This window comes from Sphingomonas sp., from assembly GCF_965248875.1.
Taxonomy (GTDB): domain Bacteria; phylum Pseudomonadota; class Alphaproteobacteria; order Sphingomonadales; family Sphingomonadaceae; genus Sphingomonas.
Window position 1 is genome coordinate 148188 of record NZ_CBDFKR010000003.1, and the last position, 19462, is coordinate 167649.

At 69.5% G+C, this 19462-nt stretch carries 18 protein-coding genes; 10 read left to right on the forward strand and 8 right to left on the reverse strand.

Annotation, left to right across the window (positions count from 1 at the left end; all coding sequences use genetic code 11):
• Window positions 1-56: 56 nt before the first annotated feature.
• Window positions 57-209 carry a hypothetical protein gene (locus tag ACP2AD_RS01005; protein WP_425228211.1) on the reverse strand — a complete coding sequence of 51 codons (153 nt, stop codon included), beginning with the start codon at window positions 207-209 and terminating at the stop codon, window positions 57-59.
• A 241-nt stretch (window positions 210-450) separates the two neighbouring features.
• On the opposite strand from ACP2AD_RS01005, the gene ACP2AD_RS01010 reads away from it, so the two are divergent.
• Window positions 451-831, forward strand: a complete 381-nt coding sequence (locus ACP2AD_RS01010) for a DUF3060 domain-containing protein (protein ID WP_425228212.1) — start codon at window positions 451-453, stop codon at window positions 829-831.
• A 4-nt stretch (window positions 832-835) separates the two neighbouring features.
• Here ACP2AD_RS01010 and ACP2AD_RS01015 read toward each other — a convergent pair whose 3' ends face one another.
• The 3 genes from ACP2AD_RS01015 to ACP2AD_RS01025 all read right to left on the reverse strand — a co-directional run bounded on the left by ACP2AD_RS01015 (window position 836) and on the right by ACP2AD_RS01025 (window position 2382).
• Window positions 836-1789, reverse strand: a complete 954-nt coding sequence (locus ACP2AD_RS01015) for an aldo/keto reductase (RefSeq protein WP_425228213.1) — start codon at window positions 1787-1789, stop codon at window positions 836-838.
• Window positions 1786-1968: a hypothetical protein gene (locus ACP2AD_RS01020; RefSeq protein ID WP_425228214.1), complete on the reverse strand. Its 183-nt coding sequence runs from the start codon at window positions 1966-1968 to the stop codon at window positions 1786-1788. Before ACP2AD_RS01020 ends, ACP2AD_RS01015 begins: the two co-directional genes overlap by 4 nt.
• A gap of 69 nt (window positions 1969-2037) precedes the next feature.
• A complete protein-coding gene (locus ACP2AD_RS01025) occupies window positions 2038-2382 on the reverse strand; it encodes a hypothetical protein (protein WP_425228215.1) in 345 nt (114 codons plus the stop codon).
• A 106-nt stretch (window positions 2383-2488) separates the two neighbouring features.
• Between ACP2AD_RS01025 and ACP2AD_RS01030 the strand changes: the two genes are divergently transcribed.
• From ACP2AD_RS01030 to metH, 4 genes are all read left to right on the forward strand, one after another.
• On the forward strand, window positions 2489-3433 hold the full coding sequence (locus tag ACP2AD_RS01030) for an ArsR/SmtB family transcription factor (RefSeq protein WP_425228216.1): 945 nt from the start codon (window positions 2489-2491) through the stop codon (window positions 3431-3433).
• A complete protein-coding gene (gene metF / locus ACP2AD_RS01035) occupies window positions 3430-4371 on the forward strand; it encodes a methylenetetrahydrofolate reductase [NAD(P)H] (protein WP_425228217.1) in 942 nt (313 codons plus the stop codon). The genes ACP2AD_RS01030 and metF overlap by 4 nt, the downstream gene beginning before the upstream one ends.
• Window positions 4372-4519: 148 nt before the next feature.
• Complete coding sequence (locus ACP2AD_RS01040) at window positions 4520-5563, forward strand: homocysteine S-methyltransferase family protein (RefSeq protein WP_425228218.1); 1044 nt, start codon at window positions 4520-4522, stop codon at window positions 5561-5563.
• Between the two features lie 143 nt (window positions 5564-5706).
• Window positions 5707-8418, forward strand: a complete 2712-nt coding sequence (gene metH / locus ACP2AD_RS01045) for a methionine synthase (RefSeq protein ID WP_425228219.1) — start codon at window positions 5707-5709, stop codon at window positions 8416-8418.
• A 52-nt stretch (window positions 8419-8470) separates the two neighbouring features.
• Here metH and ACP2AD_RS01050 read toward each other — a convergent pair whose 3' ends face one another.
• A complete protein-coding gene (locus ACP2AD_RS01050; RefSeq protein WP_425228220.1) occupies window positions 8471-9382 on the reverse strand; it encodes a PEPxxWA-CTERM sorting domain-containing protein in 912 nt (303 codons plus the stop codon).
• 236 nt (window positions 9383-9618) lie between these two features.
• Here ACP2AD_RS01050 and ACP2AD_RS01055 point away from each other — a divergent pair, with 236 nt between their 5' ends.
• Window positions 9619-10548, forward strand: coding sequence for a right-handed parallel beta-helix repeat-containing protein (locus ACP2AD_RS01055; protein WP_425228221.1), 930 nt, complete (start codon window positions 9619-9621; stop codon window positions 10546-10548).
• Window positions 10549-10611: 63 nt separating this feature from the next.
• On the opposite strand, the gene ACP2AD_RS01060 is transcribed toward ACP2AD_RS01055, so the two are convergent.
• Complete coding sequence (locus ACP2AD_RS01060) at window positions 10612-12258, reverse strand: alkaline phosphatase family protein (protein WP_425228222.1); 1647 nt, start codon at window positions 12256-12258, stop codon at window positions 10612-10614.
• Between the two features lie 47 nt (window positions 12259-12305).
• On the opposite strand from ACP2AD_RS01060, the gene ACP2AD_RS01065 reads away from it, so the two are divergent.
• The 4 genes from ACP2AD_RS01065 (at window position 12306) to ACP2AD_RS01080 (ending at window position 17914) form a co-directional block, all read left to right on the forward strand.
• A complete protein-coding gene (locus ACP2AD_RS01065; protein ID WP_425228223.1) occupies window positions 12306-14279 on the forward strand; it encodes a protein-disulfide reductase DsbD family protein in 1974 nt (657 codons plus the stop codon).
• Window positions 14280-14379: 100 nt separating this feature from the next.
• On the forward strand, window positions 14380-15864 hold the full coding sequence (locus tag ACP2AD_RS01070; protein WP_425228224.1) for a circularly permuted type 2 ATP-grasp protein: 1485 nt from the start codon (window positions 14380-14382) through the stop codon (window positions 15862-15864).
• Window positions 15865-16012: 148 nt separating this feature from the next.
• Complete coding sequence (locus ACP2AD_RS01075; protein ID WP_425228225.1) at window positions 16013-16948, forward strand: alpha-E domain-containing protein; 936 nt, start codon at window positions 16013-16015, stop codon at window positions 16946-16948.
• Between the two features lie 159 nt (window positions 16949-17107).
• Window positions 17108-17914 carry a transglutaminase family protein gene (locus ACP2AD_RS01080; protein WP_425228226.1) on the forward strand — a complete coding sequence of 269 codons (807 nt, stop codon included), beginning with the start codon at window positions 17108-17110 and terminating at the stop codon, window positions 17912-17914.
• On the opposite strand, the gene ACP2AD_RS01085 is transcribed toward ACP2AD_RS01080, so the two are convergent.
• Both ACP2AD_RS01085 and ACP2AD_RS01090 read right to left on the reverse strand, forming a co-directional pair.
• A complete protein-coding gene (locus tag ACP2AD_RS01085; RefSeq protein WP_425228227.1) occupies window positions 17915-18487 on the reverse strand; it encodes a hypothetical protein in 573 nt (190 codons plus the stop codon).
• 124 nt (window positions 18488-18611) lie between these two features.
• The gene (locus ACP2AD_RS01090) at window positions 18612-19364 is read right to left on the reverse strand and encodes an arginyltransferase (protein WP_425228228.1); all 753 of its coding nucleotides are present in this window, start codon (window positions 19362-19364) and stop codon (window positions 18612-18614) included.
• Window positions 19365-19462: the final 98 nt, after the last annotated feature.

Sequence of the window (19462 nt, forward strand, 5' to 3'; positions counted from 1 at the left end):
GGGGAGGGGTGATTCCGGCGAGATGCGCTCGTCATGAGCGACTGCGCTGCGTGCGGTCAGGCGTGCTGGGGCGTCGGCTGGCCGGCTAGCCAGTTGGCGACGCCGAGCGGGGTCAGCTCGCCCTTCAGCCAATAACGGCGGACGATCTCTTCGCGGTGGCGCGGGGTCAGCTTGGTCTGGGGCGTGCGGGGCGTGGGGGTGTCCTGCATGGCGTTCGGCTCCGTCAACGACCGCGAGCTGCGGTGCGGTGGGTAGGCGGTCGCGCTAGCCGAGTCGTGTTACAGCCGCGCGACGCGGGCGTTGCGGGAATGGGGCGGAACGCGGGCGCGCGGTTGCGCGTTCTATTCGCTGTCCGACCGCTCGAGGGTCTGCCATGCGCCGTCTGTTTCCCGCCGCCCTGTTGCTCGCCGCCGCGCCAGGGGTAGCGCAGGTACGATCCACAGCCGCGGCGTGCGCAGCGGCGGCACGGTGATCGACGCAACGGGCGTTCATACCGGCCGGACGAGCGTAACCGGTCACGGCGTCAGCACGCACGGCCGGGCGCGTGGCGGGGCCGGCATTGTAATCGACACCAATCATGGCGACCGCGCGGCCGACTGCGGTGGCGGCGCGCTGACCGTGAACGGCAACCACAACCGGCTGCGCGTCGCGAACTGCCGCTTGGTCAGCGTGCCCGGCAACTGGAATGAGTTGACGATCGCGTTTGCGTCGCCCGGCAGGCTGGATGTCGAAGGCAACAACGACACGATCCGCTGGCGCGCGCCGCGGGGCGTATCGGTGGCGGTGTCGAACGTCGGCACGCGCACGTCGGTGACGCGCACCGGGATGTAGCGGTTTACGCCCCTGCGTTGGTGAGGCGGGCGAGCTGATCCTCGCTTAGTTCCAGTGTCATCGCGGGGAGCAGCTCGGTCAGCTGCTGCGCGGACGTGGCGCTGGCGATCGGGGCGGTCACGCCGGGCTGTGCGGCGAGCCAGGCGAGCGCGATCTGCGCCAGTGTCGCGCCGCTGTCGGCGGCGATCGCGTCCATCACGGCAAGGACCGCAGCGCCGTTCCCCTCCAATAACTTCGCCATGCGGCCGCCGCGGATCGATTTCCCCTGATCGGCGGCGGAGCGGTATTTGCCGGTCAGGAAGCCGCTGGCAAGGCCGTAATACGGCACGACACCGATATTCTCGGCGACGCAATAATCCTGCAGCTCGCCTTCGAATTTGTGGCGGCTGACGAGATTGTATTCGGGCTGGAGCGCGTGGACGCGGGGCAGACCGCCGCCATGCGACGCGTCGACCGCGGCCTTGAGCCGGGCGGCGGTGAAGTTGGACGCGCCGAGGACGCGCACCTTGCCGGCATCGATCAACCTGCCGAACGCGGCGAGATAGTCGGCCTGCGGCGTGTCCTCGTCATCTTGATGCGCGAAATAGAGGTCGATCCGGTCGGTGCCAAGGCGTGCGAGCGAGGCGTCGCAGGCGGCGGCGATGCGGGCGGGAGCGAGCTTCGCGCCGCCTTCGCCGGGGAGCATCCCGACCTTGGTGGCGAGGAGCACCCGGTCGCGTTTGCCCGACGACTTCAGCCATTCGCCGATGACCGTCTCCGACTCGCCGCCCTGATGGCCGGGCACCCAGGCGGAATAGACGTCGGCGGTATCTATCATGGTGCCGCCGCCGTCGACGAAGGCGTCCAGCACGGCAAAGCTCGCGGCCTTGTCGGCAGTCCAGCCGAACACGTTGCCGCCGAGGACGAGGGGGGCGATCTTGAGGTCGGAGCCGCCGAGGCGGCGTGTAGGGACGGTCATGGCTGGGCCTCGTTGCCGGAGAAATTGGCGGTGATCTGGTTGAGGTCGACGCTGTTGGCGTCGAGCATCGCGGCGGCGTCGTTGAGCTGCGCCTGATCGTCGGCGGTCAGCCCGCGCGGCTGCGGGTCGTCATGCGAGCAGGCGGTGAGGACCAGCAGGATGGCCAAGGCGGAGCGCATTCAGCGAGCGATAGGCCGCGTCCGTGCCGCTAGCAATCACCTCCCCCGCAGGGCGGGAGAGGTGAAGCGTTATCGCGCCACCTCGTTCGCGGCGGTGTCGCCGGCGCGGTCGAGCGCGTCACCAGCACGGTCGGCGGCGCGACTGGCGTTGCGGCCGGCGCGATCGACCGCGGTCGCGGCGTCGTGGAGCGCGGGCGCGGCGGCGTTACCGGTATCGTCGATCGCGTTCTCCGCCGAGCCCAGCGCGCGGTCGGTAGCGGCGTCGACGTCCTCGACCGCGTTGCGGGTGGTCGCGGCGGCGGCGTCGGCGGCGTTGCCGGTGTCGGCGGCGGTCTGGTTATCGACCGACACCTGGCAGGCGGCGAGCGCGAGCGCGGCGAGGAGGGCGGCGGGCAGGGCGGCGGCAAGCTTCATGGGTCACTCCCGGGCAGATCGGTGTTCAAACGCTAGCGCAGCGGTTCCGGTCCCGCCACGCCGCAGCGTTGACAGTCATATAAAGATTTCTTTATATGCTCCCTGAATGACGCGCGCCCTCGACATCTTCCGCGCCCTTGGCGACGCGACGCGGCTGCGCATCCTGCAGCTGGTGCGGCGGATGGAGCTTTCGGTCGGCGAGCTGGCGCAGGTGCTGGGCCAGTCGCAGCCTCGCGTCAGCCGCCACGTCAAGATCCTGTGCGACGCCGGGCTGCTGACGCGACGCAAGGAGGGCAGCTGGGTGTTCGTGGCACTGGGCGCGGCGGAGGCGGTGGAGCCGGTCGCGGTGGCGCTGGACGGCTGGGCAGGGGGTGAGGATCATTGGGGAGTCGCGGACGCGGCCCGGTTGCAGGCGGTGCGCGCCGATCGCGCGGCGGCGGCGGCGGCGTGGTTCGAGGGGCATGCCAGCGAGTGGGACGCGATCCGCTCGCTCCACGTTGCGGAGGAACAGGTCGAGGCGGCGATGGCCGCGGTGCTCGGGCCGGGGCCGCTCGGCACGCTGCTCGACATCGGCACCGGCACCGGCCGAATGCTGGAGCTGTTCGGCGCGCAGGCCGGGCAGGCGCTGGGGATCGACCGCTCGCCGGAGATGCTGCGGCTGGCGCGCGCCAAGCTGCACGGGCTGGCACATGCCGAGCTGCGGCAGGCGAACCTCTATCAGCTGCCGCTGGCGGACGGGGCGGCGGACGTCGCGATCCTGCACCATGTGCTCCATTTCGCCGAAGACCCGGCGGCAGCGATTGGGGAGGCGGCGCGGGTGCTGGGACCGGGCGGACGGCTGCTGATCGCCGATTTCGCCGCGCATGATCGCGAGGAGCTGCGCGCGCGCGACGCGCACGTCCGGCTCGGCTTCGACGAGGCGCAGATCGCCGCCTGGTTCGCCGCGGCGGGGCTGGCGACGGCGCGGGTCGAGACGCTGGAGGGGGGCGAGCTGACGGTGAAGCTGTGGCTCGGGCGCAAAGACGGCGTCCGGCTCAAGGAGGTCGCATGACGCTGTCGGTCAACCAGCTGGAGGAAGCGCGCCGCGCTCTAGATGCGCCGCTTTACGCCGATGTCGCGGGCGACATGGCGGTCAGCTTCGAGTTCTTCCCGCCCAAGACGGAAAAGATGGACGAGCAGCTGTGGGCGTCGGTGCGGACGCTGGAGCCGCTTGGCCCCCGCTTCGTGTCCGTCACCTATGGCGCGGGCGGGTCGACGCGCGAGCGGACGCATGCGACCGTGGCGCGCATTCAGCGCGAAACGCTGCTGGCGGCGGCCGCGCACCTGACCTGCGTCGAGGCGACGCGCGACGAGATCGACGGCATCGCGCAGGAATATTGGGCTGCGGGGGTGCGGCACATCGTCGCGCTGCGCGGCGATCCGCCCGTGGCGGGTACGCGCTATGCCGCGCATCCCGGCGGGTATGAGAATGCGGCGGCGCTGGTCGCGGGGTTGAAGCGGCTCCACCCGTTCGAGCTGTCGGTTGCCGCCTATCCCGAACGGCACCCCGACAGCGGCCATGCGCGGGCCGATCTCGACAACCTCAAGCGCAAGCTGGACGCGGGCGCGACGCGCGGGATCACGCAGTTCTTCTTCGAGGCGGAGACCTTCTTCCGCTTTCGCGATGCAGCGGCGGCGGCGGGGATCGACGCCGACCTGGTGCCGGGGATCATGCCGGTAATGAATGTCGCCAGCGTGCTGCGGATGTCGGCGATGACCGGGACGGCGGTGCCCGGCTGGCTCGGGCGGCTGTTCGAAGGGCTCGACGAACGGCCCGAGGCGCGCCAGCTGGTCGCGGCGACGGTGGCGGCGGAGCTGTGCCGCAAGCTGTATGCAGGCGGCGTGCGGCAGTTCCATTTCTACACGCTCAACCGGGCGGAGCTGGCCTATGCGATCTGTCACCTGCTGGGGGTCAGGCCGCGGGCACCAGTCCGAGAGGCGGCGGCATGATCTCCTCCCCGTTCACGGGGAGGTGGACCGCTCGCGAAGCGAATGGTGGAGGGGGCTTTCCACCGGCGTCACCTTTGCTGGAGAGCCCCCTCCGTCACGCGCGTTGCGCGCGCCACCTCCCCGCGTGCGGGGAGGAGCGAGGTTGACGATGACCAAACGCGAACAGCTCAATGCCGCCGCAGCCGAGCGCATTCTGCTCACCGACGGGGCGTTCGGGACCGAGATCCAGAACTGGCGGCTGGACGAGGCGGCCTATGCCGGGTCGTTGGCGCTGGGCCACGACCAGAAGGGCAATAACGATATCCTGGCGCTGACCAGGCCGGCGGTGATCGAGGCGATCACGCAGGCGTACCTAGATGCGGGGTCGGACATCGTGTCGACCAACACCTTCTCGGCGAATCGGATCAGCCAGGCGGATTATGGCGCGGAAGCGCTGGTGCGCGAGATCAATGTCGCCTCGGCGCGGATCGCGCGGGCTGCGGCGGATGCGGCGGCGCAGGACGGCCGGCCACGCTTCGTGGCGGGGGCGCTGGGGCCCACCAACAAGACCTTGTCGCTGTCGCCCGACGTCAATGATCCGGGCTATCGGGAGATCGACTTCGACTTCCTCAAGCAGGTCTATCGCGAGCAGATCGATGCGCTGGTGGAGGGCGGGGTCGACTTCGTGCTGATCGAGACGGTGTTCGACACGCTCAACGCCAAGGCGGGGATCATGGCGGCGATCGAGGCGCGGGCGGCGCTGGGGCGCGACCTGCCGATCATGCTGTCGATGACGCTGACTGACTTAAGCGGGCGCAACCTGTCGGGGCATACGGTGGAGGCGTTCTGGCACGCGGTGCGCCATGCGAAGCCGGTAACGATCGGGCTGAACTGCTCGTTCGGGGCGGAGCAGCTGCGGCCACATGTCAAGACGCTGTCGCAGATCGCCGATACGTTGGTGATGATTTACCCCAATGCCGGGTTGCCCAACGAGCTTGGAGCTTACGACGAGGCGCCCGGCACGACCGCCGCGCTGGTCGGCGAGTGGGCGCGGGCCGGGCAGGTCAATGTACTGGGCGGGTGCTGCGGGTCGACGCCCGCGCACATCGCGGCGATGGCCGACGCGGTGCGCGGGCTGGCGCCGCGGGTGGTGCCGACGCCTGGGGTCAGGACGAGGCTGGCGGGGCTGGAGCCGATGACGATGGCGGCTTGAACTCCTCCCGCCGCGCGGGGAGGGGGACCGGCGAAGCCGGTGGAGGGGGCTCTCCGCTGGCGATCACCTTTGCGGAGGGCCCCCTCCACCACTCGCTTCGCGAGCGGTTCCCCTCCCCATAAATGGGGAGGAATGAGAAGCAGATGACCTCCTCCACCTTCGTCAATATCGGTGAACGCACCAACGTCACCGGCTCGGCGGCGTTCAAGAAGCTGATCCTCGCGGGCGACTATACGCGCGCGGTGGAGGTCGCGCGGCAGCAGGTGGAGAACGGCGCGCAGATCGTCGACGTCAACATGGACGAGGGGCTGCTCGACGCCGAGCACGCGATGACCACCTTCCTCAAGCTGATCGCCGCGGAGCCCGACATCGCGCGCGTGCCGGTAATGATCGACAGCTCGAAATGGAGCGTGATCGAGGCGGGGCTGAAGTGCGTCTCCGGCAAGCCGATCGTCAATTCGATCAGCATGAAGGAGGGCGAGGCGGCGTTCCTCGACAGCGCGCGCAAGTGCATGGCGTACGGCGCCGCGGTCGTCGTGATGGCGTTCGACGAGACCGGGCAGGCGGATACGGAGGCGCGCAAGGTCGCGATCTGCAAGCGCGCCTATGACCTCCTCGTCGGCATCGGCTTTCCGCCCGAGGACATCATCTTCGATCCCAATATCTTCGCGGTCGCGACGGGGATCGAGGAGCACAACAATTATGCGGTCGACTTTATCGAGGCGCTGAAGCAGCTTCGCGTCCGCTGCCCGCACGCCCATTATTCGGGCGGGCTGTCGAACCTGTCCTTCAGCTTCCGCGGCAACGAGCCGGTGCGCCGCGCGATGCATTCGGTGTTCCTCTACCATGCCATCCCCGCGGGGCTGGACATGGCGATCGTCAATGCCGGGCAGCTGGACGTGTATGACGCGATCGACCCCGAACTGCGGGCGGCGTGCGAGGACGTGATCCTCAACCGCGACCCGCTGGCGGGTGACCGGCTGGTCGCGCTGGCGGAGAGGTACCGCGGCACCGATGCGGTGGCGGAGAAGGCGGCGGCGGAGTGGCGCGGGCTGCCGGTGACCAAGCGGCTCGAATATGCACTCGTAAAGGGCATCGACCTGCATGTCGTCGAGGACACCGAGGAGTGCCGCCATGCGTTCGCGCGGCCGATCGAGGTTATCGAAGGCCCGCTGATGGACGGCATGAACGTCGTCGGCGACCTGTTCGGCAGCGGCAAGATGTTCCTGCCGCAGGTCGTCAAGTCGGCGCGGGTGATGAAGAAGGCGGTCGCCCACCTTCTCCCTTTCATCGAGGCGGCGAAGGAGCCGGGCGCCAAGGGCAAAGGCCGGATCGTCATGGCGACGGTCAAGGGCGACGTTCACGATATCGGCAAGAACATCGTCGGCGTCGTCCTCCAGTGCAACGGCTTCGAGGTGGTCGATCTAGGCGTGATGGTGCCGTGGTCGCGCATCCTGGAGGCGGCGAACGAGAACGACGCCGACATGATCGGCTTGAGCGGGCTGATCACGCCGAGCCTCGACGAAATGGTGACCGTCGCCGAGGAGATGAAGCGGGCAGGCATGACGATGCCGCTGCTGATCGGCGGCGCGACGACGTCGAAGGTGCATACCGCGCTCCGCATTTCGCCAGCTTATGACGGTCCGATCGTGCATGTGCTCGACGCCTCGCGCGCGGTGGGGGTGGCGACGACGCTGGTCAGCGACACCGGCCGCGACGCCTATGTCGCGGGTGTCGCGGACGAATATCAGAAGGTCCGAGACGCCCGCGCGGGCAAGGGCGCGAACGAGCTGCTGCCGCTCGCAGAAGCCCGCGTGCGGGGCTTTGCGGCGGACATGCAGCTCAAGGCGGCGGCGCCGATGTCGCCTGGGCGGCACGTGTTCGACGGCTGGGATCTGGCCGATCTCCGCGCTCTGATCGACTGGACGCCGTTTTTCCGCGCGTGGGAGCTGGCGGGTAACTATCCAGCGATCCTCGACGACGCGGTGGTGGGCGAGAGCGCGACCGCGCTGTTCGCAGATGCGCAGGCGATGCTCGACCGGATCGTGGGGGAGGGGTGGCTGACCGCGCGTGGCGTCGTCGGGCTGTGGCCGTGCCGGCGCGAGGGGGATGATGTCGTTCTCGTAAACTCCCCCCCGGGACGGGGAGGGGGACCGCGCCCGCAGGGCGTGGTGGAGGGGGCGCAGCCCCAAGCGACAACCCGCGTGGAGGGCCCCCTCGACCACCAGCCTGCGGCTGGCGGTCCCCCTCCCCGTGCCGGGGAGGAGCTAAGGCTCCCCTTCCTGCGCCAGCAGATCGCGAAGCGCGAGGGGCGCGCCAACATGTGCCTGGCCGATTTCGTCGATCCGGCGGGCGACTGGATCGGCGGGTTTGCGGTCGGCATCCATGGACTCGAGCCGCATCTCGCGCGGTTCAAGGCGGGGCACGACGATTACAACGACATCCTGCTGAAGGCGCTGGCAGACCGGCTGGCGGAGGCGTTCGCCGAGCGGCTGCACCAGCATGTGCGCACGACGCTGTGGGGCTATGCCGCGGGCGAGCAGCTGACCAACGAGGCGCTCATCAAGGAACAGTATCGTGGCATCCGCCCAGCGCCCGGCTATCCGGCCTGCCCCGAGCATTCGCTCAAGGCCATGCTGTTCGACCTGCTCGATGCGGAGGCGACCGGGCTGACGCTGACCGAGAGCTTCGCAATGCTGCCGACCGCGGCGGTCAGCGGTTTTTATTTCGGGCACGCACAGGCCGAATATTTCGGCGTGGCGCGGATCGGGCAGGATCAGGTCGCGGACTATGCGGCGCGACGTGGGGTGGATCCGGCGCTGGCGGAGCGGTGGCTGCGGCCCAACCTGGACTGACGCAGGAACGGGCGCGCCGCCGTAGGCGACGCGCCCGTTCCCACCTATCCGATCAGGCGAAGCGGACCGCGGTCTGCACCTTGGCCCGGCGGCGGAGCGCAAAGCCGACCACGCCGAAGCCAACGATCATCATCGCCCAGCTCGCCGGCTCGGGCACTGCCGCAGCAACCGCAGCAACCTCGAAATTGGCGTTGACGTTGGGGCCGTTCGCAAACGCAACCCGCACATTGTCGACCGCGCCGGAGAAGGTGCCGGTCCATCCCGACCCCACACCGATTTCCAGCCCGACGACGCTGAGGTTCGCGGTGGAGTTGGCGGCAATCCATTCCGCCATCGTCTTCACGCCGCCATTGGCATCCGCGAAGGTCGGCCCGAGCGCCGCGTTGGTGGCCCAGAACTGACCGGTGCCGAGCGTCGCCGATACCGTCGTCCAGGTGCCGACCGGGGCGTTTTGATTGGCCTGATAGTAGTTCTCGAGCACTAGGGCACCCGCAAATCCGCAATTCTTGTAGATGTCGAAGCGAAAAACCGGAGAAAACAGCGCCGTCGTGGTCGAGGCCGGGTCGCGATAGAAGTCGAACGAAACGCTCGACAGGCTGGACAGCGCAATCGGGCTGCTCAGATAATATTGCAGGTCGGCTTTGCTGTCCGCGGATGTCGTCGAGAAGAAGGCGGAGCCGTTGCCGTTGCGGCTGTAGTCGGTCGTGATGCCGACCGTACCGCCGCCGCCGACATTGTTCTGATACCATTGATTGGTGGTGAACGCACCGCTGACGCGGTTGGCGCCGCCACCCGGGCCGACCACGGTGGTGCGCGTGCCGGTGGGCGTCGTCGTCGTGGTCGCAACGCCCGCACCGTTGGTGCCGTTCAGATTCTGCAGGCTGGTGTTGCTCACAGTCTGCGCAGTTGCCGCCGAGCCGACCAGCACTGTCGCGGCCGCAGCCGCCCAAAGATAGGTCTTCATCGCTCTCCCCCAATATCGAGGCGACGTTTTCCGCCCCATTAGATGATTGCGAACAATCACTTAATGGGCTCGCAAGTTGCAAAGGTGCAATGTTGACGGTTTCTGGGTTCCTGTCCCGTTCCGGTACGGCCGCCGACGCCAGCAACGATTGCGACGCCGACCCGTGGCCGTTAACCCTGAACTGGGCTGGTATGTAGCGAACCGCCACGCCAGCAGCGGGCGAGAGGAGTTGTCCGATGCTGCGAGCCCTGACCATATCCGTCGCCTGGTGCGCTTTGCTGGCTGCGAGGTCTGAACCCGCGCCATTCGTCATCGCGGAAACCGGGCAGGGCTTCGCCCGCCTCCAGGAGGCCGTGAGCTCGATCCGCACCGGTGCCGGGACGATTCTGATCGCGCCCGGCGTGTATCACGACTGCGCCGTGCAGGCGGGGGGTGACATCACGTTCCGTGCGCGGCAGCCGGGGACGGCGGTGTTCGAGGGCACGACCTGCGAGGACAAGGCGGTGCTGGTGCTGCGCGGGCGGAGCTCGGCGGTCGACGGACTGGTGTTCCGTCACCTGCGCGTCGGCGACGGCAACGGTGCGGGGATCAGGACCGAGCTTGGCGACCTGACCGTGACGCGCTCGATGTTCCTCGACAGCCAGGAGGGCATCCTGGGCGGCGAGCCGACCGGTCAGCGGATCGTGATCGACCATTCGACCTTCGCCGGGCTGGGGCAATGCGACGAGACGCGCGACTGCGCGCACGCCATCTACCTCGCCAATCGCGGGCAGGTGATGGTGACGAACTCGCGGTTCGAGCGCGGAACGGGCGGGCACTATGTGAAGCTGCGCAGCCCGCGTGTGACGATCACCGGCAACAGCTTCGACGACACCGCCGGGCGCAGCACGAATTATATGATCGATCTGCCCGACGGCGCGACGGGGCTGATCGCGCGCAACGCGTTCGTGCAGGGCAGCCACAAGGAGAATCATTCGGGGCTGATCGTGGTGGCGGCGGAGGCGCGGACCTATCCGTCGGCGGGGCTGCGCGTCGAGGGCAACGACGCGCGGCTGGCGCCTGGTGCGCCGACCGGCCCCGCCTTTGTCGCCGACCTGAGCGGCGAGCGGCTGGCGGTCGGCGCGAACCGGCTGGGGCCGGGGATCAGGATGTTCGAGCGGCGCTGAAGCGCGGCAGCCGGCGACGTCCAACGACGCGGTTTTGGCGCGGCGCGCCGTGTAACCTTCACGTCAGGGGCAGGTGCTCGCCGGGCCGGGATCGAGATCGAGGCACCGGCCGTCGACGCCGCTGACCGGCAGCCCCAGCACGGCCGCCAGTGTCGGCATGATGTCGACCGTCTCGACCGACAGCGGCTGTTCGAAGCTGGGCATGCCGCGCCGCCAGAACAGGATCGGCACGCGCCGGTCATAGTCCCAGAAGCTGCCATGCGTCGCAACATAGCCGGGGCGCGGCTCGCTGGCCCCCGACACCCGCGGCGCGAGTGCCACGATCAGGTCGCCCGAGCGCGGGCGGTAGAAGCTCGCCTTGGCGCGCATGATGAGGGGCCAGGTCTCGGGCGGGCCGCCGGGTTCGGGCGAGGCGGCGATCTCGTCGGCGGTGAAAACGGCGGCGACATCTGGCTGGGCACGGATCGCCGTGCGCGCGGCGGCGATCAGGCGGGTGCGGACGGCGGGCGGCAGCGTCGCGTCGGCGTAGAGGTTCGACTCCTGGAAGTGGAGCGCCGTCGCGGGCAGGCCGACCGCCGCCGTCGCCGCGCGGATCGCCGCGTCAGGGTCGAAATGCGAGCGCGAAACCCCCGCCGCGCCCTGCGCGAGCGCCCTTTCCGGCAGGTCGACGCCGCCGTGGTCGGCGGCGAGCACGACCAGATAGTCGATCCCCGCACGGTCGAGCACCGCGAAGAAATCGCCTAGGTCGCGGTCGATGCTGGCGAGCTGGAGGCACATCTCCGCGCCCTGCGTGCCATAGGCGTGGCCGACATAATCAGTCGCCGACAGTGAGACGCTGAGCACGTCGGGCGCGCTGCCGCGCCCGAGCCGCATGGTCTGAACGAACCCGGCGGCGAGCGCCAGCGTCGCCCCGTCCAACTCGGGCGAGGCGCGGAAAGCGGCGGCGTTGCCCGGCTCGCGCGCAAAGCGGCCGTCGCCCACCGTCGGGCCGGTGGTCGGGACGCTGCGGGCACGGCCTGCGCACCAGGCAGGCAAGTCGAGAGCAGGCTGCGCCGCGCCGATGCGGGCCGCGATCGCGGCGTTGGCGCGGTCGACGATGGCGGGCGCCGGGCGGCCCGGATAGGTCGCGAAGGCGCGCGCATCGGCGTCCCACCACCAGGTCTCGTCGGCGGTGCGACCGGCCATCGTCACCGCGGCGCGGTCCTTGCCGGACACTGCGACGTTGCGGCTGGCGGGGTTGGCGGCGCGGAGCCGCTCGCCCAGCGTGCGGGCGAGCAGGTGATCGTTGGCAACGGTGTAATGGTCGTGGCGGTTCGCTGCGTTGTGCTCGTCCTCGACGCAGTAAATCACCTTGTCTGCGAGCGGCGAACGCTCGTCGCGCCAGGTGTTGAGGACGATCCCCGTGTGCGCCGGGCGCATGCCCGTCATGAGCGTGGAATGACCGGGACAGGTCTCGGTCGCGGCGTGGCTCTGATAGCCCGACGGGAACACCGCGCCGTCGAGCAGCCGCGCGAAGCCGCCGGTGAATCGGTTGCGGTATTCGGCGAAGAGGTCGGCGGAGAATTGATCGACCGAGATCGCGACGATGAGTGTCGGCTTCCCGGCCGGAGCGGCGGCGGGGGCGGGAGCAGTCGGAGCGGGAGCAGTCTGGGCAATGACGGGTGCGCAAAGCAGGGATGCTGCGAGCAGGGCGGCGGCAAATGCTTTCATGCCTTGATCCTTGGGCAGACTGGCGGGGGCGGCTATGGGCCGGGGCGATGACCCGGACAATAGCCGCGCTGTTTTGCTTGCTGATGACGCTGTGCGGCGGGGCGGCGCCGGCCCAGCAGGCGCAGGGTGCGCCGCATCTGGCGATGACGCTGGCGCCGGAGACGGCGCGCCCGCGCGCGGGCGAAGCGGTGACGCTGGCGCTCGACACCCGGCCGCAAGTCGGATGGCACGGCTATTGGGGCGAAAATCCGGGCGATGCCGGGTTTCCGCCCAAGCTAGAATGGGCTCTGCCCGCTGGCATGACGGCGGGCGCCTGGCAGTGGCCGGTGCCGGGGACGCTGCTGATCTCAGGCCTGATGAACTACGTCTATGAGCAGCCGTTTGCGCCACTGGTGACGCTGCGGGTGCCGGCGGGGCTGGCGGTGGGGACGCGGCTGCCGGTGCAGCTGAAGCTCAGCTATCTGGTCTGCACCCGCTCGCTGTGCGTGCCGGAGGCGCAGACGGTCGCGACCGAGCTGACGGTCGGCGATGGCGGCGCGGCGGACCCGCGCTTCGACGGCTGGAGGCGCGCGGTGCCGAAGCCGCTGGGCGGCGACGCCGCGTTTGCGGCGCAGAACGGCAGGGTGCGGATTGCAGTGCCCTATCCGGCGGGCGCGCCGCTGGATGGGGCGTCGCTGTTGCCGGTGACGCCGAACGCGTTCGACTATGCCGCGGCGCAGACGGTGACGCGCGACGGCGACCGGGTGGTGATCGAGACGGCAGGACACCCGGCGGCTGCGTTCGAGGCGGTGCTGCGGGTCGGCGAGGGCCGGGGGCTGAGGCTGACGGCGCGGGCGGGCGCGGTGCCCGGCGCGCGCGGCTGGCTGGGCACGGCGTTGGCGGCGTTCGGGCTGGCGGTGCTGGGCGGGCTGATCCTCAACGTCATGCCGTGCGTGTTTCCCATCCTGAGCCTCAAGGCGCTGAGCCTGGCGCGGTCGAGGGAGAGCGAGGCGCACATGCGGGGCGAGGCGCTGGCCTACACGGCGGGGGTGGTGCTGGTGTGCGTCGGGCTGGGCGGGGCGATCCTGCTGCTGCGCGCCTGGGGGAGTGCGGCGGGGTGGGCGTTCCAGCTGCAGGATCCGCGGATGATCGCCGCGCTGCTGGCGCTCTGCGTCGCGATCGCGGCCAATCTGTCCGGGTTGTGGGAGGTGCCGTCGCTGTCGTTCGAGGGCGGGGCCAATCGGCTGGGCTCGTTCGCGACCGGGGCGCTGGCGGCGTTCGTGGCGACGCCGTGCACCGGGCCATTCATGGCGGCAGCGCTGGGCGCGGCGCTGGTCTTGCCCTGGGCGGCGGGGCTGGCGGTGTTTGCGGGGCTCGGCCTTGGGCTGGCGCTGCCGTTCCTGCTGCTCGGGTTCATACCGGCGCTGCGGCGGCGGCTGCCGCGGCCGGGCGCGTGGATGGAGCGGGCGCGCCGCGTGCTGGCGGTGCCGATGTGGCTGACCGCGGCGGGGCTGGTGTGGTTGCTGTGGCAGGAGACGGGGCGGCTCGGCGGCGCAGTGTTCTTCGCGCTGCTCTTCGGAACCTTCTTCGCGGGACTCGGCGCGTTGCAGCGGCGGGGCAGAACGATGCCTTTGGCCGGCGTGGCGGGTGCGCTCGCTTTCGTGGTCACAATGAGCGTGCTCTGGGCGGCCGGTCCGTCGGTCCATGGCGGCAGGCCTGGCCGCGACCTGCCGTTCAGCGAGGCGCGGCTGGCGCAGCTTCGGGCGCAGCACCGGCCGGTGTTCGCCTATTTTACCGCCGATTGGTGCCTGACCTGCAAGGTCAACGAACGGGTGGCGATCGAGCCTGCGCGGGCGGCGTTGCACGCGAAGGGGGTGGCGGTGCTGGTGGGGGACTGGACCGGCGGCGATCCGGCGTTGGGGCGGTTCATCGAGGCGCAGGGCCGGGCGGGGGTCCCGTTGTATATCTACTACGCACCGGGGGCGGCCATGCCGCGGGTATTGCCGCAGGTGCTGACGCCGGGAGTGATGACGGGGCTGTAGCTCTGCCCCACGGCGGGGAGGTAGAGAGAAGGCCTTGTGCGGCGCAGCGAACCCGGCCAGCATGGGAACCGTCACCCCGTCCGGAGTCTTGATCCGCCCGATGCAGCAGCGACCCGCGTTCGACGAGATCAGGGACGGCTGCGGGTCCGGCTTCGACGCGGTTGCGGGCTGGCTGGACGGTACTGAGGCGGGCGAGCTGCGGCGGCGCCAGCAGTCGGCGGAGACGACCTTCCGCCAGCTCGGCATCACCTTCGCCGTTTATGGCGACGAGGCGGCGGCGGAGCGGATCATCCCGTTCGACATCGTACCTCGGATTTTCCAGGCGCATGAGTGGGCGCGGCTGTCCGAAGGGCTGGTGCAGCGGGTGGAGGCGATCAACGCCTTCCTCGACGACATCTATGGCGCGCAGAAAATCCTGGCCGACGGTGTGCTCCCAGCCGACCTGGTGCTCGGCAACCCGCAGTTCCGGCCCGAAGTCCACGGCGTGCGCAGCCCGCATGGCGTGCGCGCGCATATCTGCGGCATCGACCTGGTTCGGACCGGGCCCGATGACTTTTGGGTGCTGGAGGACAATGCCCGCACGCCGTCGGGGGTGAGCTATATGCTCGAGAACCGCGAGGCGATGCTGCGGCTGTGCCCCGAGCTGTTCCGCCAGCTTCGCGTCGCTGCGGTGGACAGCTATCCCGACCGGCTGCTCGCGACGATGCAGTCGGTCGCGCCGAAGCCGTCCGGCGCCCCGGTCTGCGTCGTCCTGACCCCCGGGCACTTCAACTCGGCTTATTACGAGCACAGCTTCCTGGCGGACTCGATGGGGGTCGAGCTGGTCGAGGCGGCTGACCTGCTGGTCGACGACGACGTCGTTTATATGCGTACGGTCGCGGGGCGGGTGCGGGTAGACGTGATCTACCGCCGGATCGACGACGACTTTCTCGACCCGCTGATCTTCCGTCCCGATTCGGCGCTCGGCGTGCCGGGGCTGATCGCCGCCTATGCCGCGGGCAACGTCGCGATCCTCAACTCGCCCGGGAACGGCATCGCCGACGACAAGGCGATCTACAGCTACATGCCCGAGATCGTGCGCTATTATTCCGGCGGCGAGGCGCGGTTGCCCAATGTCGAGACCTATCGGTGCCGGGAAGCCGACGCGCTCCGCTATACCCTCGATCATCTCGACCGGCTGGTGGTGAAGCTGGTCGACGGCTCGGGTGGGTACGGGATGCTGGTCGGGCCGACCGCGTCGCGCGCCGAGATCGAGGCGTTCCGCACCGCGCTGACGGCGGAGCCGCACCGCTATATCGCGCAGCCGACGCTGGCGCTGTCGACGGTGCCGACGCTCGCCGAGAGCGGCCTGTCGCCGCGGCACGTCGATTTCCGCCCCTTCGTGCTGACCGGCGCGAAGGGGGTGCAGGTAGTGCCGGGCGGGCTGACGCGGGTCGCGCTGCGCGAAGGGTCGCTCGTCGTCAATTCCAGCCAGGGGGGCGGGACCAAGGACAGCTTCGTGCTGATGGAGGATGGGCCAGCGCAGACGCAGACGCAGACGCAGCGGATGGGCGGCATGACGCAGTCGCAGGGGCGGTCGTCTTGAAGTCCTCCTCGATTACGGGGAGGGGGACCACTCGCACTTGCGCGAGTGGAGGAGGGGGTTTTCCACAGGCGGCGCCGCTTGCGGAGAGCCCCCTCCGTCACGCGGCTGACGCCGCGCGCCGCTTCCCCGTGAACGGGGAGGATTGCCCATGCTGAGCCGCACCGCATCCTCGCTCTACTGGCTCGGTCGTTATTTCGAGCGGGCAGACTTCGTCGCGCGGCTGGTCGAGGCGACGGCGCGGCTCGACACGCTGTCGTCGCGGCCGGCGGGCGAGGCGGCCTGGGCGTCGGCGCTGGCGGTGACCGAGAATGACGAGGCGTTCGCCGCGACGGGTGCCGCCGCTACCCAAACGGAAGTGGCGTGCTTCCTCACCACGGACGCGTCGCACCCCGGCTCCGTCGTGCGCTGCCTCGACATGGCGCGGCAGAATGCGAAGGCGGTGCGCACGGCGCTGACGCGTGAAGCATGGACTGCGATCAACCGTGCCTGGCTGACCTTCGAGGCGCGGCCCGAGGGGTGTGACCTCGACGACACGCTAAGGATGGTGGCGGCGGTTCAGAACGAGAGCCGCGGGTTCGAGGGCGCGGTCTATCGGATGTTGCGCAACCAGGCGACGTGGTTCGTGCGGCTGGGGCAAGCGATCGAGCGCGCGGACAACACCGCGCGACTGGTCGACGTCAAATACCATCTGCTGCTGCCCGAGGGCGAGCCGGTCGGCGGCGTGCTTGATCGCGACCAGTGGACGACGATCCTGCAGACGGTGTCGGCGGTGACCGCCTATCGCTGGCTCTATTCGGAAGGGCTGACAGTCGGCAATGTCGTTGACCTGCTGCTGGCGCGGCCGGAAATGCCGCGCAGCCTCGCGGCGTCGGCGGAGGAGGTGGTCGAGGTGCTGGGGATGCTGGCCAAGCACACCGGCCGCCATGGCGAGGCGGACCGCATGGCGCGGCTGCGCGCCAGCCGGGTGGCGAAGACGCGCTCGGGCGAGGTCATCGCGGCGGGGCTGCACCAATATCTACAGGCGTTCATCGACGAGAACGACCTGCTCCACGCCGCGGTCGGGCGGCAGTTCACCTTTGGGTGAGGGGCGTGGCCCCGCTACTCTTCTCCGGGACGGGGAGGTGGCGCGTGCGAAACGCGTGACGGAGGGGGCTCGCCGCGAGCGACTTACACGCGGCCTGCCCCCTCCACCCCCGCCTGCGGCGGCGGTTCCCCTCCGCGTCAGCGAGGAGGATCGACGCGCATGCGCCTGACGGTCGATCATCGCACGACCTATCGCTTCACCGTTCCGCAGTCGCGGGTGGTGCAATTGCTGCGGCTCACGCCGGGCAACACCCATGACCAGACCGTCGCGTCGTGGCGGGTGCATGTCGATTGCGATGCGCGGATGCGTGAGGGCACCGATGGGTTCGGAAATTGCATCACCATGCTCTACGCCGAGGGCCCGCTGACCGAGATCGAACTGGCGGTGCATGGCGAGGTGGTGACCAGCCATTCGGCAGGCGCGGTGCTGGGTGCGGCCGAGCCGTTGCCGCCGGCGCTGTATCTGCGCGCGACCGCGGCGACGGCGCCGGATACGGCGATCGCGGACTGGGCGCGGCAGGCGGCGGGGGAGGGCGGGACGCTCGACCGGCTGCACCGGCTGAATTGCGCGCTCCACGAGCGGTTCGGGATCGCGCGCGAGCGGGGCGAGCCCAAGCAGCCCGCGGCGCGGGCGTTCGCAGGCAAACGCGCGACGCCGCGGGCGCTGGCGCAGATTTTCTGCGTCGCGGCACGCTCGCTCGGCGCGCCGGCGCGATTCGTGTCCGGCTATCACCTGTGGGAGGTCGGCGGCGCGCACCGCCCCGCGCCCCACGGCTGGGCGGAGGCGCATGTCGAGGGGATCGGCTGGATCGGCTTCGACCCGACGACGGGCATGTCGCCGGAGGAGGAGAATGTCCGGGTCGCCGTCGCGCTGGATGCGGCGGGCGCCGCGCCAGTGGCGGGATCGCGGCTGGGGGAAGGGGCAGAGGAGCTGGACGTCGACGTCAGCGTCAGCCGGGAGGGCTGATTACTGCATCTTGTCGGCCCAGATCGGCGTCGAGGCGCCGCTGTCGGGGCTGAAACTGAACACCGGCCCTTCCCATTCGCCGAAATTGATCCGGTTCAGAAACATGGATCGGCTGAACATCTGGGTAGCCGACGATGCGATGACGGTTGCGCCGGAATAGAGCGCCATCTCGCCCATGAACCGCCGCCCGTCCCCCACGGTGCCGGCGTTGCCCTTTCCCGTGTCCGCTGCCGCGCACGCATAGATTATGATCTTGCCGATCAGCGGCTTGGGATTGCGCCACGCCCTGACCAGGGCGACGTTACGCAGGTCAAGGCCCCGTTTGCCGAGCTGCAGCCCCCAGCCGCCGCTCGTGCGGGCGACCGACATCTGATGTTCCATGTCCCAATGCGCCTCGCCCCCGTGGCACATGACGATCAGCTCATCCAGGCCGCCCTGCGACGCCGCATATGCTTGTACCCAGCTCACGATATTGGCGATCTTGTCCTTGGGACCGACGCGGTAGATATTCTGTGCGATATGCGGCGCGTTGCCGTTGAGGCGGGTGTCGTGCAGCAGCATGCGCTTTGCCATGAACGATATCCTCGACCCGCCGGGTGGCGGGATTGTGCCCATCCACCCTAAGCGAAGTTGCTGCCAGCCGGCACGTTGCAAATCGTCGCAACGTGTAACAAATCGCGCCGGACTCGGTTCGCGATCAGATGTGTGTCAGCTCGCGCTCGTCCAGCGGCCGCCACCCGGTCGGGCCGAGGATCTCGAGCGGGCGGTAGCGGACCTTGTACGCCATGCGCTGCGACCCCTTCACCCAATAGCCGAGATAGACATAGGGCAGCCCCGCCTCGCGCGCCTTCAGGATATGGTCGAGGATGATGAAGGTGCCCAGCCCCGGCCGGTCCGCGCCGCCGGCGTCGAAGAAGCTGTAGATCATGCTCAGTCCGTCAGCCTGACGATCGGTCAGGCACGCGCCGATCAGCTTGCCGCGGCGGCCGAAGCGCGCCGGCTCGCGATATTCGAGCAGGAACGAGTTGACGGGGGAATGCTCGACCATGTCGGCAAAGTCCTCCTCGTCCATCCGCGCCATGCCGCCGCCCGGATGGCGCGTCGCGAGATAGCCGCGAAGGAGCTGGTACTGCTCGTCGGTGGCCCAGGGGCGGCAGGGCGTCACCTCCAGGTCGGCGTGGCGCTTGACGAGCTTGCGCTGCGTTGCGTTGGGCTGGAAATCGGGCGTCACGACGCGCACGGACACGCAGGCGGTGCAGCCCGCGCAGCTCGGACGATAGGCCACCGATTGCGACCGGCGAAAGCCGATCCGGCCGAGCGCGTCGTTCAATTCGGCCGCATGAACGCCGTTCAGTTCGGTGAACACCTTGCGCTCCTGCTTGCCAGGCAGGTACGGGCAAGGCGATGGGCTGGTGACGAAGAAGCGCGGGAAACGGAACGGCGCAGTCACCGGTAGCGGGCCTTTCGAAAGGGTCGAGCCGCTATGCCGGGTGCGCGCCCTGCTGAAAAGCGGCTTTACCACGAAAGAGGGTTAAGGCAGAGCCCGTG

Coding starts and splice junctions, on each gene's coding strand:
- ACP2AD_RS01075 (WP_425228225.1), top strand. CDS start 16,013: ATGCTGAGCCGCACCGCATCCTCGCTCTACTGGCTCGGTCGTTATTTC.
- ACP2AD_RS01065 (WP_425228223.1), top strand. CDS start 12,306: ATGACCCGGACAATAGCCGCGCTGTTTTGCTTGCTGATGACGCTGTGC.
- ACP2AD_RS01060 (WP_425228222.1), bottom strand. CDS start 12,258: ATGAAAGCATTTGCCGCCGCCCTGCTCGCAGCATCCCTGCTTTGCGCA.
- ACP2AD_RS01080 (WP_425228226.1), top strand. CDS start 17,108: ATGCGCCTGACGGTCGATCATCGCACGACCTATCGCTTCACCGTTCCG.
- ACP2AD_RS01020 (WP_425228214.1), bottom strand. CDS start 1,968: ATGCGCTCCGCCTTGGCCATCCTGCTGGTCCTCACCGCCTGCTCGCAT.
- ACP2AD_RS01025 (WP_425228215.1), bottom strand. CDS start 2,382: ATGAAGCTTGCCGCCGCCCTGCCCGCCGCCCTCCTCGCCGCGCTCGCG.
- metF (WP_425228217.1), top strand. CDS start 3,430: ATGACGCTGTCGGTCAACCAGCTGGAGGAAGCGCGCCGCGCTCTAGAT.
- ACP2AD_RS01005 (WP_425228211.1), bottom strand. CDS start 209: ATGCAGGACACCCCCACGCCCCGCACGCCCCAGACCAAGCTGACCCCG.
- ACP2AD_RS01030 (WP_425228216.1), top strand. CDS start 2,489: ATGACGCGCGCCCTCGACATCTTCCGCGCCCTTGGCGACGCGACGCGG.
- ACP2AD_RS01055 (WP_425228221.1), top strand. CDS start 9,619: ATGCTGCGAGCCCTGACCATATCCGTCGCCTGGTGCGCTTTGCTGGCT.
- metH (WP_425228219.1), top strand. CDS start 5,707: ATGACCTCCTCCACCTTCGTCAATATCGGTGAACGCACCAACGTCACC.
- ACP2AD_RS01070 (WP_425228224.1), top strand. CDS start 14,380: ATGCAGCAGCGACCCGCGTTCGACGAGATCAGGGACGGCTGCGGGTCC.
- ACP2AD_RS01040 (WP_425228218.1), top strand. CDS start 4,520: ATGACCAAACGCGAACAGCTCAATGCCGCCGCAGCCGAGCGCATTCTG.
- ACP2AD_RS01085 (WP_425228227.1), bottom strand. CDS start 18,487: ATGGCAAAGCGCATGCTGCTGCACGACACCCGCCTCAACGGCAACGCG.
- ACP2AD_RS01015 (WP_425228213.1), bottom strand. CDS start 1,789: ATGACCGTCCCTACACGCCGCCTCGGCGGCTCCGACCTCAAGATCGCC.
- ACP2AD_RS01050 (WP_425228220.1), bottom strand. CDS start 9,382: ATGAAGACCTATCTTTGGGCGGCTGCGGCCGCGACAGTGCTGGTCGGC.